Raw genomic sequence first — 15924 nt, forward strand, 5'->3', positions numbered from 1 at the left:
ACTCCGTCACTCAGGTTGTCCTCGAGATTGCTGGAGCACAAGAGCCGCAAGCCGCTCGCGGAGGTCACTCAGGTGTCGCCGCGACTCGGGACTCATCTCAGACTCAAGTTCGGCACCGATCGCGCCGTGCAACCACGATCCGACGATCGCAGGATCGCCATCGTCCATCTGCGTGAAGTCGACACCAACGACGCTGACGTACTTTTCGAGCACTGCCCTGACCTGCCCAACCACCGGCTCGAGGTGCAACTCAAGGAATCCGGTCCACCAGGAGGTGTTCGCATACCAATCGGTGCTGCTGTCGTCGGTCACCACCACCAGCGCAGACATCAGTAGTCCTCCCCGAGGATGATGAGCTTGTTCAGTTCCTTGCGAGGGCCGGCTTGGAGCTCGTCCAGCCTCGCGAAGACCTGGTCGATCTGTGTTCTCGACGCTCCGGTCAGGTCGAGAACGGTGTAGGTGTTCCCCTGTTTCTCGTAGATGTGCTTCTCGATCGACTTGAGCATCGCGCTCATCTGGCGGTCGGGATTCTGCTTCCATCCGTTGTGCGTCCACGCAGTAGGTCCGCCCACCGCGTCGTACGTTCGATTCTTCTGATCGATGAAGTCCGGGTTGTTTGTGTCCTTGAAACCTCTGAGCTTCCCGCCGTCCTTGGGGTAGTCCCGGTCTTCCATGAGGCGACGGGCTGTATCCGGCTCGTCTCCCTTCAGATCAGATATATCGCAGTACTTGCCCTTGTTGTCGTTGTGAACGAGGACGCTGTGCTCACCGACACGGTAGGTGTGCCATCCGGTGACTGTCAGGTTGTACGCCAGTCCGTCCGCAGGGAGTGAGGCCTTGATCGGGTGCGTAACAACGAGGTTGCGTTCCTCCGCGCCCAGCACCCGCTCCCCCGCACCGAGTTCGTCGGCGCGCTCGAAGCGCTGGTCCGTCACGGACCAGAACGGGTGGTCCTCGGTCGTGACGATCGTCTCGCCGTCGATCTCCAGCTCGAAGAGCTCGTCCTGGTGCACCCACACGTGTGTCACCTCGCGCGGACCGCGCTCCCCGCTCACCGGGTCGGCCGCCCAGACCTTGTCGCCGACCTCGATGTCCTGGATCGGCTTGCGCGTGCCGTCGCCCATGAGCACTGGGGTCGCCCCGGCAAAACTGCAGAACTTGCCCTGGTCCATCAGCGCCTTGCGTCGGTCGCCGAGCTGGGAACGCAGTACCTCGACCCGCACGTTTGCCACGGCGAGCACTTGCGCATCCACGCTGTACGGCACCTGGTACGAGACCGTGCAGCGGCAGGCGTTGGCCCTCGCCTGTGCTTGCGCGCCCTCCCGCGCGTCCGCGGCGGCGAACACGCCACCCGCCGCAGGCGACGAGCAACTCATCGACGACGTCCCCTTGAGCGCGAGGCTCGACGACGACCCGCAGGTCCCGGCGAGCCCGCCCTGCACCGTGAAGACCGAGACGAGCTCGCCCGTCACCGTGCCGCCCGTCACCGTGCCCTGAGCCGCGGAGACGTCGGTGGTCACTTGAACGTTCGACGTGCAGCCACCCGAGCTGCAGCTGACCTGGGCCTGGCCGTTCAGGTCGAAGCGGATGCTCGGGTTGACAGCGTTCTTGAGCTCCTGGGTCGCGCCGTCCATCCCGTCGAACAGGTCGCCGACCTCGTCGCGGGATAGCTGCGAGACCGCGGACGGCCCCTCGGGACCGTCCGGCGCGTCGACGTCGGCGCCCTCGTCCTCGGAGGCCGCGCCCTCGTCGTCCGTCTCCGTTCGCAGCGCGGCGAGCGCGACGCTGCGCGGGCTCGGGCTCCCGTCGCGCAGACTCTCGGGCGACGGGCTGGACTCCGCGCTCGGCGTCGAGTCGTCGGGCTCCGCCACATGCAGGATCTCGTAGGGTGGCTCGCTCGTGACGTAGATCGAGCCGGCCCACGTGTCGGCCCGCAGGGCGGGAACGCCGTCGACCTCGACGGCACTCGTCGAGACGGTGCCGCCCGCGTCGAACGCGGACCGCAGGTAGTCCGCGTACTGCTGCGGCGTCTGGATCAGGTCATCGACCGGGAGCGCCAGGTCGCCCTCGTTGACGAGCCACCGGCCGTCGAGCTCATGTTTCAGTGCCTTGGTCGCATCGGGACCGGCCAGGGTGCCGGCCGGTGGCTTGAGGTAGGCGTCGTCGCCCACGCGCAGCACCCGGTAGGTGTCCTCGGACAGCGTGACGGTCCCGTAGGCGTCGCCGTCGGACGTGACGCTCAGGTCGTACTCGACGCCCTCCGCCACCGGACCCAGGTAGCGCACCGCGGCCGTCTGCGCGAGATCGTCGAGCGCCAGCTCGAACGGCTGCCTCGCCTCCTCCTCCGCGGCGGCGTCGTCCACGAAGCCCAGGAAGGTCGACACCAGGGTGACGATGCCGGCGACCCCCAGCCCGACGAGCACCACGCCTCCGGCGATGAGCCAGACCCACCACTTGCGCCACCAACGCACCACAGCCACATGTCCCCCGTCGTGGTCGACCATCCTCTGGCGCCCAGGCGAGACACCAACCGAGACGTTAGAGGCGCTACCTCACACTGACAAGCAAATGCGAAGGCCCGGCGAGTTGCTCAGGACGGAGTTCCGAACCCGTCGATCAACACATCAGCGCGCTCGCGGGTTCGTTCGCGCGCGAAGTGCTCCGCCTCGTCCGTCATCCAGCGCAGCCAGTGGTCGCGGGCGTCCTCGCCGTCGCGCTCCAGCCCGCGGCGCAGCCGCTCGGCGTCGTCCGCCTCGACCCAGATGCGGAACGCGCCCAGCGCGTCCACCTGGCGCGCGGCCGCGCCGCAGCCCTCCACCACGAGGTGGGCCGACGGCGGGACGTCGTGCCACTCGGCCCATGCGCCGTCGATCCAGTCGTAGCGGCGATAGCGGACAGGCTCCCCCGCGACCAGCGGGTCCAGGACCCAGCGGCGGAGGTTCGCGGCGCCGCCGTCGGGGCCGGCGGCCCAGCCCTCGTAGAGGTCGTCCATGTGGACCACCGGGGCCTCCAGGGCGTCGCCCAGCTGGGCGGCCAAGGTCGTCTTGCCGGAACCGGCTGGTCCGTCGACGCATACGAGACGCGCGTCGGCGGACCGGATCCGGTCCAGAAGATCGCCGAGAACCGAAGGCGGGACAGTCACGTCGACATCACTTCCTCTTGAGAGCCGCCGGCTCAGCGATTGTGCCCAGAACTCACCACCTGAGTTCTGGGCACAATCGCTGGGCCGGCGGCGAAACGGGACAGCGCGACTACTCCGGGTCGGCCCAGAAGCGGTACTCCGTGGAGCGCTCCTTCGCAGCCTCGATCTGCTCCGCGACGCGCACCGGGGCGGTGCCGCCCACGGCGTCGCGCGAGGCCAGGGAGCCCTCGACGGACAGCACGCCACGCACCTCCGGAGTGAGGTGCTCCGAGATCTTGGCCAGGTCCTCGTCGGACAGGTCCCACAGCTCGATGCCGCGCGCCTCGCACTCCTGCACGCAGGAGCCCGCGACCTCGTGCGCCACCCGGAACGGGACGCCCTGCTTGACGAGCCACTCGGCGATATCGGTGGCCAGCGAGAAGCCCTGCGGGGCGAGCTCGGCCATCCGGTCCGTGTCGAAGACCATGGTCCGCACCATGCCCGCGAACGCGGGCAGCACCACAGTGAGCGTCGCGACCTGGTCGAACACCGGCTCCTTGTCCTCCTGCAGGTCGCGGTTGTACGCGAGCGGGAGGCCCTTGAGCGTGGTGAGCAGGCCCGTGAGGTCCCCGATCACGCGCCCGGCCTTGCCGCGCGCGAGCTCGGCGATGTCCGGGTTCTTCTTCTGCGGCATGATCGACGAGCCCGTGGAGTACGCGTCGTCCAGGCGGACGAACCCGAACTCCTTCGTGTTCCAGAGGATGACCTCCTCCGCGATCCGCGAGAGGTCGACGGCGATCATCGCCGCGACGAACGCGAACTCCGCCGCCACGTCACGCGACGCCGTGCCGTCTATCGAGTTCTCGACCGGGCCGCCCTCCAGGCCCAGGTCCGCGGCCACTGCCGCCGGGTCCAGGCCCAGCGACGAGCCCGCGAGCGCCCCGGAGCCGTACGGCGACTTCGAGGCGCGCACGTCCCAGTCGAGGAAGCGGTCGACGTCGCGCAGCAGCGGCCAGGCGTGCGCCAGCAGGTGGTGCGCAAGCAGGACCGGCTGGGCGTGCTGCAGGTGGGTGCGCCCCGGCATGGGGGCGTCGCCCGCGGCGACCGCCTGGGTGATCAGCTCGTCCACGAGGTCCAGGACCTGCGTCCCGATGGTGCGGGCCTGGTCGCGCAGGTAGAGCCGCACCAGCGTGGCGATCTGGTCGTTACGGGACCGGCCGGCGCGGAGCTTGCCGCCCAGGTCCGGGCCGGCGCGTTCGATCAGGCCGCGCTCCAGCGCGGTGTGCACGTCCTCGTCGTCGAGCACCGGGAGGAAGGCGCCCGAGGCGACGTCCTGCTCCAGCATGTCCAGCGCGTCGATCATCCGGGCGAGCTCAGGCTCGGCGAGCAGGCCCGCGCCCGCCAGGACGCGGGCGTGCGCCTTCGAGCCGGCGATGTCGTACGGCGCGAGCCGCCAGTCGAAGTGCGTCGACTGCGAGAGCGCGGCGAGCTCCGGGGACGGGCCGCCGGCGAAGCGGCCGCCCCAGAGGGCGACCTTCTCGCCGGACGGCGCGCCGACGGCACCCGGCCTCCCGCCCGCGCCGACGTCCGACGTCGGACCACCCGCCGTCAGGCCGCCGCCCGACGACGAGCTGCCGGCCGGACCCGACCCGTTCCCCGCCGTCGTGCCGTCCCGGCCGGTCTCACCGTCCGGAACCGCGCCGTCGTGCTCGCTCACAGCGCGCCCGCGGTGAGGCTCGCCGAGGTCCCCAGGTCCACGCCGTTGCCGAACTTCTCGTCGCGCGCGGCGGCGAGCTTGGCGGTGAGGCCGTAGATCTCGATGAAGCCGCGGGCCTGCGACTGGTCGAACGCGTCGCCCTCGTCGTAGGTGGCGAGGTTGAAGTCGTACAGCGACTGCTCCGAGCGGCGCCCGGTGACGGTGGCCCGGCCACCGTGCAGCACCATGCGGATCTCACCCGAGACGTACTTCTGGGTGTCGTCGACGAAGACGTCCAGGGACTTCTTCAGCGGGCTGAACCACATGCCGTCGTAGACCAGCTCGCTCCAGCGCTGCTCGACCTGGCGCTTGAACCGGGCCTGCTCGCGCTCCAGGGTGACGTTCTCCAGCTCCTGGTGCGCCGTGATGAGAGCGATCGCGCCGGGGGCCTCGTAGATCTCGCGGGACTTGATGCCCACGAGGCGGTCCTCGACGATGTCGATGCGGCCGATGCCCTGCGCACCGGCGCGGCGGTTCATCTCCTGGATGGCCTGCAGCGGGGTGACCGAGACGCCGTCGATCGCGACTGGGACGCCCTGCTCGAAGGTGATGATCACCTCGTCAGCCACCGGCGGGAACGTGGGGTCGTCCGTGTAGGAGTAGACGTCCTTGGTGGGCTCGTTCCAGATGTCCTCGAGGAAGCCCGTCTCCACGGCGCGGCCCCACACGTTCTGGTCGATCGAGAACGGGTTGTTCTTCGTCGTCGCGATCGGGAGCTTGTTGCGCTCGGCGTACTCGATGGCCTTCTCGCGGGTCAGGGCGAGGTCGCGCACCGGCGCAATCGACTTCAGGTCGGGGGCGAGCGACGTGGTGGCCACCTCGAACCGGACCTGGTCGTTGCCCTTGCCGGTGCAGCCGTGCGCCACCGTCGTCGCACCGAACTGGCGGGCCGCGCGCACCAGGTGCTTCACGATGACGGGGCGCGAGATGGCGGAGACCAGCGGGTAGCGGTCGAGGTACATGCCGTTGGCCCGCAGCGCGGGCATGCAGTACTCCGCGGCGAACTCGTCGCGCGCGTCAGCGATGTACGCCTCGACGGCGCCGCAGTCCAGCGCGCGCTGGCGGATGACGTTCATGTCCTCGCCGCCCTGGCCGACGTCGACGGCCACGGCGACCACCTCGGCCCCGGTGGCCTCGGCGATCCAGCCGATGGCGACGGAGGTGTCCAGGCCGCCCGAGTAGGCGAGCACGACGCGTTCAGTCATGATTGACGTTCTCTTTCCGGTGGTGGTTTTCGAGTGCGATTGTGATGTGTCTTCAGGCGCTGAGCGCGAGGAAGCGTCCCGCCAGCGCGGCGCCGTCGGCGTCGCGGGCGATGACGAGGATCGTGTCATCCCCGGCGATGGTGCCGAGCATCCCGGGGAACACGGAGTGGTCGATGGCCGAGGCCAGCAGGTTCGCCGCCCCCGGCGGGGTGCGGAGCACCACGAGGTTGCCCGACGACTCGGCCGAGACCAGCAGCTCCTTGGCCAGCCGGGCCAGCCGCGCGGACAGGTACTCCTCGCCCGCGTCCGACTGCGCGCTGCGGTCCCCACCCTCGCCCGGGACCGCGTAGACGAGCGTGCCGTCCGAGCCGCGGACCTTCTCGGCCTGCAGCTCGATGAGGTCACGCGAGAGCGTGCCCTGCGTGACGCTCACGCCGTCGGCCACCAGGGCGTCGGCGAGCTCGGCCTGCGAGTGGATGGCGTTCCGGCTGACGATCTGTGTGATCCGGGCGTGCCGGGCGGCCTTCGTCGTAGCGGTCGTCGCCGTCGTCTGTCTGGTGACCATCAGCCCTGCTCCAGCAGCCAGGCCAGCAGCGCCTTCTGCGCGTGCAGGCGGTTCTCGGCCTCGTCCCAGACCACGGACTGCGGCCCGTCGATGACGTCGGCGGTGATCTCCTTGCCGCGGTACGCCGGCAGGCAGTGCAGCACCAGCGCGTCCGGGGCGGCGCTCGCGAGCAGCTCCGCGTTCAGCTGGAAGTCCCAGAACGGCTTGGCCCGCTGCTCGGCCTCCGCCTCGTCGCCCATCGACACCCAGGTGTCGGTGGCCACGACGTCGGCCCCCGTGACGGCGTCGTTGGCCGACGTCGTCACGGTCACCGAACCACCCGTCCGCGCGGCGATCTCGCTCGCCCGGGCGACCACGGCGGCGTCGGGCAGAAAGCCCTCGGGTCCCGCTACCCGCACGTGCATGCCGGCCGTGGCACAGCCCAGCAGGTACGAGCTGCCCATGTTGTTGGCGGCGTCGCCCACGTAGGCGAACGTGGTGCCCGGGAGGGCGTCGAGCCCCCGGTGCTGCGCCACCGTGAGCAGGTCCGCGAGGATCTGGCACGGGTGGAACTGGTCGGTCAGCGCGTTGATCACCGGCACGCGCGAGACGGCGGCCATCTCCTCGATGCGCACCTGCCCGTAGGTGCGCCACACGATGGCGGAGACCTGGCGGTCGAGCACGCGCGTGGTGTCGGCGATGGACTCGCGCAGCCCGATCTTGGCGAGGTTGCCGTCGACCTGGAGCGGGAAGCCGCCGAGCTCGGCGATCCCGGCCGCGAACGACACCTGGGTGCGCAGCGTCGGCTTGTCCGTGATGAACGCGACGGCGCGCGGGCCCTCGAGCGGGCGCCGGGCGAACCGGTCCTCGCGCAGGGCGAGGCCGAGTTCCAGAACGGCTTTCTGCTCGGCCGGCGTCAGGTCGTCGTCGCGCAGGAAGTGGCGGGTCACAGGTCCTCCTCGGACTTGGTCGCGCTCTCGGTCAGCGAGAGGGTCGCGAAGAAGCGGGCGGCGTCCTTGGCCTGCTCCGCGGTCAGGATGAGGGGCGGCGCGAGCCGGATCGCGTCCGGCGCCACCGCGTTCACGATGAACCCGGCCTCCAGCGCGGCAGTGGCCACCTGCGGCGCAACGGGCTCGTTCAGCACGATCGCGAGCAGCAGCCCGCGCCCGCGGACCTCCTTCACGAGCGGGCTGCCGCACATCTCGATCTCCTGGCGCAGCAGCGCCCCGACCTCGCGCACGTTCGACAGCAGGCCGTCGCGCTCGATCACGCCGATCGTCGCGAGCGCCGCCGCGGCCGCGACGGGGTTGCCGCCGAACGTGCTGCCGTGCTGACCGCGGCCCAGCAGGTGCGCGGCCGCGCCGTACGCGATCACCGCACCAACGGGGAAGCCGCCGCCGAGGCCCTTGGCGACCGTGACGACGTCGGGCACTATGCCGCCGCCGATCTCCGGCTGCTGGTAGGCGAACCAGGAGCCGCACCGGCCCACGCCGGTCTGGACCTCGTCCAGGACGAGCAGCGCGCCGTGCGCTTTGGTCAGCCGGCGGGCGGCCGCGAGGTAGCCGGGCGGCAGGGGCCGCACCCCGGCCTCGCCCTGCACGGGCTCGACCACCAGGGCGGCGACCTCGCCGTGCTCAGCGATGGACTGGGGCGTGAACGCGGCCTCCAGGGCCGAGAGGTCGCCGAAGGGCAGGTGCTCGACGCCGCCCGGGAGCGGCAAGAACGGGTCGCGGTAGGCGGCCTTCGCGGTCAGCGCGAGGGCCCCCATCGACCGGCCGTGGAAGGCCCCTTGGAGGGCGAACACCCGGGTGCGGGTCCCCACTCCGGACGACGCCGCGACGCGGCGCGTCATCTTGAACGCCGCCTCGACCGCCTCGGTGCCCGAGTTGGTCAGGAACACGCGCGACCCGTCCGGTGCCTCCGCCGCGCGCAGCAGCGTCTCGGCCAGCGCGATCTGGGCGGGCGTGCCGAAGAAGTTCGAGACGTGCCCCAGCGTGCCGAGCTGGGCGCTGATCGCCGCGGTGAGCGTCGGGTGGGCGTGGCCCAGCGCGTTCACCGCGATACCGCCGAGCAGGTCGAGGTACCGCTTGCCGTCGGCGTCCCACACGTACGCGCCCTCGCCGCGCACCAGCACGCGCTGCGGCGGGCCGAACGTGTCCATCACCGCGCCCGTGTACCGCTGGGTCCATGCAGCGACCGACCCGTTGGCGGCCAGGGCCGAGGCGTCCTCGACCGGGATCACCGTGCTCATGCGGTCACACCTTCCTTCGCCGGAACCACCATCGTCCCGTTACCCCTCGTGGTAAAGACCTCCAGCAGCGCACTGTGCGGCTGGCGGCCGTCGATGACCGTCGCGGCGGCCACGCCGCCCTCGACCGCGCGCAGGCACGCCTCCATCTTCGGCACCATCCCCGCCTCCAGGGTCGGCAGCAGCTCCGAGAGCTCCGGCGCGGTGATGCGTTCCACCAGCGAGCCCCGGTCGGGCCACCGCGTGTACAGCCCCTCGACGTCGGTCAGGACTATGAGCTTCTTGGCGCCCAGGGCCACCGCGAGCGCCGAGGCGGCCGTGTCCGCGTTGACGTTCAGCACCTGCGTCGGATCGTCCTTGTCGGGCGCGATGGTGGACACCACAGGGATGCGGCCGGCTTCCAGCAGGTCCTCCACGGCGCGCGGGTCCACCTGCACGACGTCGCCCACGAGGCCGACGTCGACGGGCTCGCCCTGCACGATGGCGTGCCGGCGCTCGGCGCCGAGCAGGCCGCCGTCCTCCCCGGACAGGCCGACGGCGACCGGGCCGTGCGCGTTGATCAGGCCGACCAGCTCGCGGCTGACCTGGCCGGTCAGGACCATGCGCACCACCTCCATCGCCTCCGGCGTGGTGACGCGCAGGCCGCCCTTGAACTCCGAGGCGATGCCGAGGCGGTCCAGCATCGCGTTGATCTGCGGTCCCCCGCCGTGCACGACGACGGGCCGCAGCCCCACCTGCCGCAGGAACACCATGTCCTGCGCGAACGCGGCCTTGAGCCCGGCGTCGATCATGGCGTTGCCGCCGTACTTGACGACGACGAGCGCGCCGGAGAACTCCTGCAGCCACGGCAGGGCCTCGATCAGCACCTCGGCCTTCTGGTCGGGCCGCAGCCCGTTCACGATGTCGCTGCTCATGAGCTGTACGCGCTGTTCTCGTGGACGTAGTCGTGCGTCAGGTCGTTGGTCCAGAGCGTGACCTCGGCGTCGCCGGCGTGCAGGTCGACCGTGATCGTCACGTCCCGCGCCGCGGCCATGTCCACCTTCTCCCGCGGCTCGTAGGCGCCGCCGGCCTTGCAGACCAGCACCCCGTTGACGCTCACGTCGAGCTCCGCGGGGTCGTACGGCGCGACCTCCTCCGGCACCGTGCCGACCTGCGACAGGATGCGGCCCCAGTTGGGGTCGTTGCCGAAGATCGCGGCCTTGACCAGGTTCGACCGGCTCACGGCGCGCGCGACGGCGAGCGCCGCGTCCTCGGTGGTGGCGTTCGTGACGGTGATGGCGATGTCGTGGGACGCGCCCTCGGCGTCGGCTATGAGCTGCCGGGCCAGGTCGGCGCAGATCGCCGTGACGGCCTCGGTGAGCACGGCCAGGTCCGGCGTGACGCCCGACGCGCCCGAGGCCATCAGGACCACGGTGTCCGAGGTGGACATGGCGCCGTCGGAGTCGACGCGGTCGAAGGTGACCCGCGTGGCAGCCCGCAGGGCGGCGTCGGCGTCCGCTGCCGGGACGACGGCGTCGGTGGTCACCACGCACAGCATCGTCGCCAGGGCGGGGGCGAGCATGCCAGCGCCCTTGGCCATGCCGCCCACGGTGAAGGTGCCCGACGGCGTCTCGACGATGCGCACCGCCGTCTTCGCCACGGTGTCGGTGGTCATGATCGCGGTGGCCGCGGCCTTGCCCGCTGCGTCGTCGGCCGCGAGGGCGCCGACCGCGACGGGGACGCCGGCGAGCAGCTTGTCCGCGGCCAGGCGCACGCCGATCAGGCCGGTGGAGCCCACCAGCACGTCGATCGCGCCGATCCCGAGCTCGTCGGCGACCTTCTCGGCGGTGGCGTGCGCGTCCTGGAACCCGCCCGGGCCGGTGCAGACGTTGGCGCCGCCGGAGTTGAACACCACGGCGCGCGCGACGCCGTCCTTGACCGCCTGCCGCGACCACATGACGGGCGCGCCGACCACGCGGTTGCTCGTGAACACGGCGGCGGCGGTGTGCTCGGGGCCGTCGTTGACGACGAGGGCCAGGTCCGGGGTGCCGGACGCCTTGAGGCCGGCCGTGATCCCGGCCGCCCGGAACCCTTGTGCGGCGGTGACGCTCACGGTGCGACTCCTTCGGTGATGAGGCCGGCGGTCTCCCGCAGGCCGAGGGCGAGGTTCATGGACTGGATCGCGGCGCCCGCGGTCCCCTTGACGAGGTTGTCGATGGCGGTGACGGTGACGACCCGGCGGGCGGCGGCGTCGACCGCCACCTGCACGCACGCGGTGTTGGCGCCCAGCGTCATCGCGGTGCTGGGCCACTGGCCTTCCGGGAGCAGGTGCACGAACGGCTCGTCCGCGTACGCCGCCTCCCAAGCGGCGCGGACCTGCTCCGGGTCGATGCCCTTGACCAGCGGGGCGGTCGCCGTCGCGAGGATGCCGCGCGCCATCGGCACGAGGGTCGGCGTGAAGCTGATGGTCACCTGCGGCGCCCCGGCGGCCCGCAGGTTCTGCTGGATCTCCGGGATGTGCCGGTGCGTGCCACCCACCGCGTACGGCTGCGCGGCGCCCAGCGCCTCGCTCGCCAGGAGGTGCGGCTTGAGCGCCTTGCCCGCGCCGGAGTATCCGTTGGCCAGCACGGCCACGATGTCGGTGGGTTCCACGACGCCGGCCGCGACACCCGGCTGCAGGCCCAGGGTCACCGCCGTGACGTTGCAGCCGGGCACGGCGATGCGGCGCGTGCCGGGCAGCTTGTCCCGCTGGCGGGCGGCCGTCGCGACGTCGACGCCGGGCGCCTCGGCGTGGATCAGCTCGGGCAGCCCGTACGGCCAGGTCCCGGCGTGCGTCGACCCGTAGAACTGCTCCCAGTCGCTCGCGGACTCCAGCCGGTGGTCGGCGCCGAGGTCCACGACGAGGACGTCGTCCGGCAGCTGGGCTGCCACCTGACCGGACGCGCCGTGCGGCAGGCCGAGCAGCACGACGTCGTGCCCCCGCAGCGCGTCGGGAGTGGTGGGCTCCAGGATGCGGTGCGCGAGGCCGCGCAGGTGCGGCTGGACCTCACCGAGACGCGACCCGGCGCTGGTGTGCGCGGTGAGCGTGCCGATCTCGACGAAGGGGTGGGCCGCGAGGAGGCGCAGGACCTCACCGCCCGCGTAGCCGGACGCGCCGGCGACGGCGACTCGGATGAGCTGGCTGCTGGACATATTCGGTAGTGTACATAATTATGCGGCGGTGCGAAAACCCGGCCGGACGGCGCGGCACACTATCGTTGCGTCCGGAATGGGCGGGTGAATATTCTGTGCGCTGGCGCTGCTAGCCCTGCTGTCGAGCGGCGGGCCTCTCCCGGCAGGTCGGCCGGCCCAGAGAGGACTGTCAGAACCGATGCTCAGCACCAGCCACCCGGTGGTTGCCACCGTCGGCGTGATTGCTTCCGTCGTCGCCGCGATCGGTCTGTCCGGTTGTTCGGGTCAAGCCGACGCGGCGGCGACGGCGTCCCCGTCGGTCTCCGCGTCGGTGTCACCGTCGCCCACGTCGTCGCCGTCGCCGGCCAACCCGGCCGAGGCCGCCAAGCAGGAACGCGTCGACGATGCGCTCCAGCGGTACGAGGAGTACCGCACGATCGACGAGAAGCATCAGAAGGCGGGCACCAACGGCTACGAGGAGCTCGCGCTCTACCTTGGCCACCCGGACATCCTCAACAACGAGTACATGAAGTGGGAGTACATCACCGAGTACGACTACAAGATGGTCGGGGACAGGAAGCCTGTCGTCTCGGTGGTCAATGCGAAGTACGACGGTGACCCGCTCGCGGACACGATCAGCGGCCACCGGGTGCACCTCGACCTGTGTATCGACGCAACCGGAGCAGACATTGTCGATGCCGATGGGGAGGTTGTTCCCGTCGACAGCCCCGACAAGTACATCGAGAAGGTACTGATGCAGGGGCAGCCAAGTGAGAAGTGGACGATCGTTGAGGTCGCATACACGAAGAAGCAGTGCTGAGGTGGGCCGCTTCATGCTCGCGAACGCGCTCCGGCCCGTTGTGCTGGCGATCTGCGTTCTCACGATCCTGGCTGTCACGATCGCACCCACTGCCTATGCGAGCGAGTCTGATGCCCCCGGACAGGACTCGGGAACCTGTGGCCCCCATGGCATTGGCGGATGGACCTGCGAGGGGCAGGAGGGCGAGTCCCCCGGAGATTCCTCGCCCGGTGACACGACTCCCGTCAAGGGCGACGAGCCCGTGTGTCGGGAGGGCACCAGAGAAGTCCCTTGCACGGACCGGGACGGGGGCGTGTGGAACGGGCGCTGCTACGCGACCGTGCTGGATCCGCCGCCGGCCAAGACCGATCCCATCTGGAGAGGCCACGACGACGGCGTCATCATGACCTGCATTCTGCGGATCGAGGCGTGCGACCAGTCCGCAGGGATTCATCTGCCGCCCGAGGACTGCGTGTTTCGATGGTGGGCGCCCGTCCCCGAGGGCAGCGTGGATGTCGAGCAGATCGCCCGCGAGGCGTTCGCCCGCGCCAACCCGACCACGATCCCGATCGGGATCGTGCCCGAGAACAAACCCGGCAGCATCGGCCTCGTTGGAATGCCCGTGTGGATGTGGGTCCAAGACCCCGGGATCCACACCATGGGCCCGCTGACCGCCACCGCCCCCGCAGGCAGCGCGACCGTGACCTCCACCGGACGCGTGGCGAGCATCGACTGGGACATGGGCGACAGGACCACCGTGACCTGCCGCGGCACTGGCACCGTCTACAAGGACAGCTACGGCACCAAGGACTCCCCCGACTGCGGCCACCGCTACGAGAAGCAGGGCGACCCCTACACCGTCACCGCCACCTCCCACTGGGTCGTGGCGTGGCATGGCGCCGGCCAGTCCGGCACCTTCACCCTGGACCGCACCAGCACGACCCAGATCGTCGTCGGCGAGGCACACGTCATCACCCAATAGCTGGTGCGGGCACGATCCATGTGGATCGGGTGGATCGAGTGGAGGGTGGGGGGCTTGTGACCAGCGAGGTGACCGACACGTCGGGGCTGATCGATCCCGAGGCGTTCGCATTCCGGTCAGGCGCGCTGTGGACGAGCCTGGACGATGTGTCGGAGAACGCGCGGTTCTGCCGACAGACCGGTCAGGCCGTCGGGGATGCTTCCAGCGCCGTGTATTCGGCGTGGGCGGGACTGCGGGAGTCGTACCAGGCGCCCGAGGGCGAGGATCTCTACGCGAAGATGGACCCTGTCAAAGCGTCGGGCGACCAGGAGTGGGACATCCTGGACCAGGCCGGCGGGTTCATGGACGCCTATGTGGAAGAACTGATGCCGGCGCGGCAGAAGCTGTCGGTGCTGGAGGCCGAAGCCCAGGAACTCCGTACCCGAGTTGCCGGTGGCGTCAGGCTGACGGCACAGGAAGCGGCGCTTACCTTGCGGCCACCGAGCCCGGGCAACGAACACCTGAGCTGGGCAGCCTGGGACACGCTGCGACGTGAGGGCGGGCGGACACCGTGGCAGCATCACCAGCCCTCGATCGACAGCAACTTCCTCCTGGTCTCCCAGGCCCTCGACCTGATGGAGCAGATCCGCCAAGCAGGGCTAGACCTCGCCCAGGGCCTGGACGGGCTGGACCCGGGCACGCCACTCACCCCCGCGGCAAGCGAGTACGGGTGGGGACCGTATGCGCCTGGTGTCCAGGCGCCGGGGTGGAGGTTCAGACAGGCACCCGCGGCGGACGTGTCAGGGTTCGCCCCGGGACAGGACGTGCTGGGCGGCACGGCCGATCAGGTCCGCGCCTGGTGGGACGCGCTCACACCCGCCCAGCGGTCCGCGCTGATCACTGCGATGCCGCTGGTGATCGGGAACCTGAACGGTGTGCCGCTCAAGTACCGCGCCGAGGCCAACACGATCAATCTGACGGGCGAGATCGCGAACCTACGTGCCGAGCAGGCCCGCATTGACCAGGAGATGGCCGCGGTACAGGCACAGCGGTTCGGTCGCGGCAACCCCATGCAGATCGCCGCGGAGCTCCTACGGCTCAAGGCCGAGCGTGACCGGCTGGACGAACCGATCCGGGAGTACGAGCACTACCTGCACCTGCGCACCCCGCAGAACGAGTACGACGAGAACGGCCGGAGGACCACACGCACGAATGTGGAAGTCGTCGCGTTCGACCCGACTGCTCACAGCATCGCGACCTACCACGGCCGGTACGACGAGAACGGCGACATCTCGGCGAACGTCGAGAACCTCGGGGTGTATGTGCCAGGCACCAAGACCCGGACCGACAACTTCAACGGCGCCGACGCCCGCGCCTACAACCTCTATGTCGGGTCCAATGCCGAAAAGTTCGGGCCTGGGCGGACGGCGATGATCGCTTGGGCGGGCGGTGAGTTCCCGACGAGCATCCCTGAGGCGATCAACGGGAAGTACGCCGAGGACTTGGGGCCCAAGCTCCGGGACTTCGTCGCCGCAGTCGACACGCGGCCCGACTCATCGGCGTTAGCGATCGATGGGCACTCCTACGGGGGCCTCACGGTAGCCCGGGCCGAGGCTGCGGGGCTGGCTGCCGACCGGGTGATGTACACCTCCTCAGCAGGCTTGGGCGACGGGGTGCACTCCGTGACCGAGTTCCCGAACACCGGTGACGTGCCGCACTACTCGATGATTGGCCGCGGGGACAGCGTGGTCGGCCTGGTCCAGCAGGACCCCTTCGGTGTTCATGGCGATGCGCCGCCGTACGTCGAGCACATAACGCGCCTGGAGACCGGGTTCCAAGAGGACGGTGACACGTCCAGCGGCACGATCGAGGAAACCGGCCCGTTCAAGCAGCACTCGAGCGTGTACGACGTCGGTTCGACGGCGTTCAACGGGCATGTCGGCTTCTTCACCGGTACCCAGGTCGAGCTCTTCTCCCAGAACCAAACCATCGGGACCCGGTACGGGGGCGTTGAGTGGGTCGACGGCATCAAGCACCCCGACTACGAGGCCACCATGATCGACGTGTCCGAACAGGAGAAACAGTGAGAACTCATCGACAACCCGGAGGATCCCGATGACACGCTTGAAGAGGGTCCGGC

14 protein-coding genes are annotated in these 15924 nt (G+C 70.2%); 3 read left to right on the forward strand and 11 right to left on the reverse strand.

What is annotated here, in order from left to right; all coding sequences use genetic code 11:
- Window positions 1-6: 6 nt before the first annotated feature.
- From C8K30_RS00050 to argC, 11 genes are all read right to left on the reverse strand, one after another.
- Window positions 7-330: a hypothetical protein gene (locus C8K30_RS00050; protein WP_108490875.1), complete on the reverse strand. Its 324-nt coding sequence runs from the start codon at window positions 328-330 to the stop codon at window positions 7-9.
- On the reverse strand, window positions 330-2480 hold the full coding sequence (locus C8K30_RS00055; RefSeq protein ID WP_146197284.1) for a polymorphic toxin-type HINT domain-containing protein: 2151 nt from the start codon (window positions 2478-2480) through the stop codon (window positions 330-332). The genes C8K30_RS00050 and C8K30_RS00055 overlap by 1 nt, the downstream gene beginning before the upstream one ends.
- A 110-nt stretch (window positions 2481-2590) precedes the next feature.
- Window positions 2591-3142 (reverse strand): uridine kinase, encoded by a 552-nt coding sequence (locus tag C8K30_RS00060; RefSeq protein WP_108490877.1) that lies wholly within the window; start codon window positions 3140-3142, stop codon window positions 2591-2593.
- A gap of 109 nt (window positions 3143-3251) precedes the next feature.
- Window positions 3252-4733, reverse strand: a complete 1482-nt coding sequence (argH, locus tag C8K30_RS00065; protein WP_108491816.1) for an argininosuccinate lyase — start codon at window positions 4731-4733, stop codon at window positions 3252-3254.
- Window positions 4734-4834: 101 nt separating this feature from the next.
- On the reverse strand, window positions 4835-6082 hold the full coding sequence (locus C8K30_RS00070) for an argininosuccinate synthase (protein WP_108490878.1): 1248 nt from the start codon (window positions 6080-6082) through the stop codon (window positions 4835-4837).
- A 52-nt stretch (window positions 6083-6134) separates the two neighbouring features.
- On the reverse strand, window positions 6135-6647 hold the full coding sequence (locus C8K30_RS00075; RefSeq protein ID WP_108490879.1) for an arginine repressor: 513 nt from the start codon (window positions 6645-6647) through the stop codon (window positions 6135-6137).
- Window positions 6647-7576, reverse strand: coding sequence for an ornithine carbamoyltransferase (argF, locus tag C8K30_RS00080; protein WP_108490880.1), 930 nt, complete (start codon window positions 7574-7576; stop codon window positions 6647-6649). Before argF ends, C8K30_RS00075 begins: the two co-directional genes overlap by 1 nt.
- Window positions 7573-8877, reverse strand: a complete 1305-nt coding sequence (locus C8K30_RS00085) for an acetylornithine transaminase (protein ID WP_108490881.1) — start codon at window positions 8875-8877, stop codon at window positions 7573-7575. Before C8K30_RS00085 ends, argF begins: the two co-directional genes overlap by 4 nt.
- The gene (gene argB, locus C8K30_RS00090) at window positions 8874-9788 is read right to left on the reverse strand and encodes an acetylglutamate kinase (protein ID WP_108490882.1); all 915 of its coding nucleotides are present in this window, start codon (window positions 9786-9788) and stop codon (window positions 8874-8876) included. The genes C8K30_RS00085 and argB overlap by 4 nt, the downstream gene beginning before the upstream one ends.
- Entirely contained in the window at window positions 9785-10966 is a 1182-nt protein-coding gene (gene argJ, locus C8K30_RS00095; RefSeq protein ID WP_108490883.1) for a bifunctional glutamate N-acetyltransferase/amino-acid acetyltransferase ArgJ, read from the reverse strand. The genes argB and argJ overlap by 4 nt, the downstream gene beginning before the upstream one ends.
- Window positions 10963-12045 (reverse strand): N-acetyl-gamma-glutamyl-phosphate reductase, encoded by a 1083-nt coding sequence (gene argC / locus C8K30_RS00100; protein WP_108490884.1) that lies wholly within the window; start codon window positions 12043-12045, stop codon window positions 10963-10965. The genes argJ and argC overlap by 4 nt, the downstream gene beginning before the upstream one ends.
- Window positions 12046-12223: 178 nt before the next feature.
- On the opposite strand from argC, the gene C8K30_RS00105 reads away from it, so the two are divergent.
- The 3 genes from C8K30_RS00105 to C8K30_RS00115 all read left to right on the forward strand — a co-directional run bounded on the left by C8K30_RS00105 (window position 12224) and on the right by C8K30_RS00115 (window position 15871).
- Entirely contained in the window at window positions 12224-12844 is a 621-nt protein-coding gene (locus tag C8K30_RS00105; RefSeq protein WP_108490885.1) for a hypothetical protein, read from the forward strand.
- A 382-nt stretch (window positions 12845-13226) separates the two neighbouring features.
- Entirely contained in the window at window positions 13227-13805 is a 579-nt protein-coding gene (locus tag C8K30_RS00110) for an ATP/GTP-binding protein (protein ID WP_146197285.1), read from the forward strand.
- Window positions 13806-13861: 56 nt separating this feature from the next.
- Entirely contained in the window at window positions 13862-15871 is a 2010-nt protein-coding gene (locus tag C8K30_RS00115) for an alpha/beta hydrolase (RefSeq protein WP_108490887.1), read from the forward strand.
- The last annotated feature ends 53 nt before the right edge of the window (window positions 15872-15924 follow it).

This window comes from Promicromonospora sp. AC04, assembly GCF_003058225.1.
Classification (GTDB): Bacteria; Actinomycetota; Actinomycetes; order Actinomycetales; family Cellulomonadaceae; genus Promicromonospora.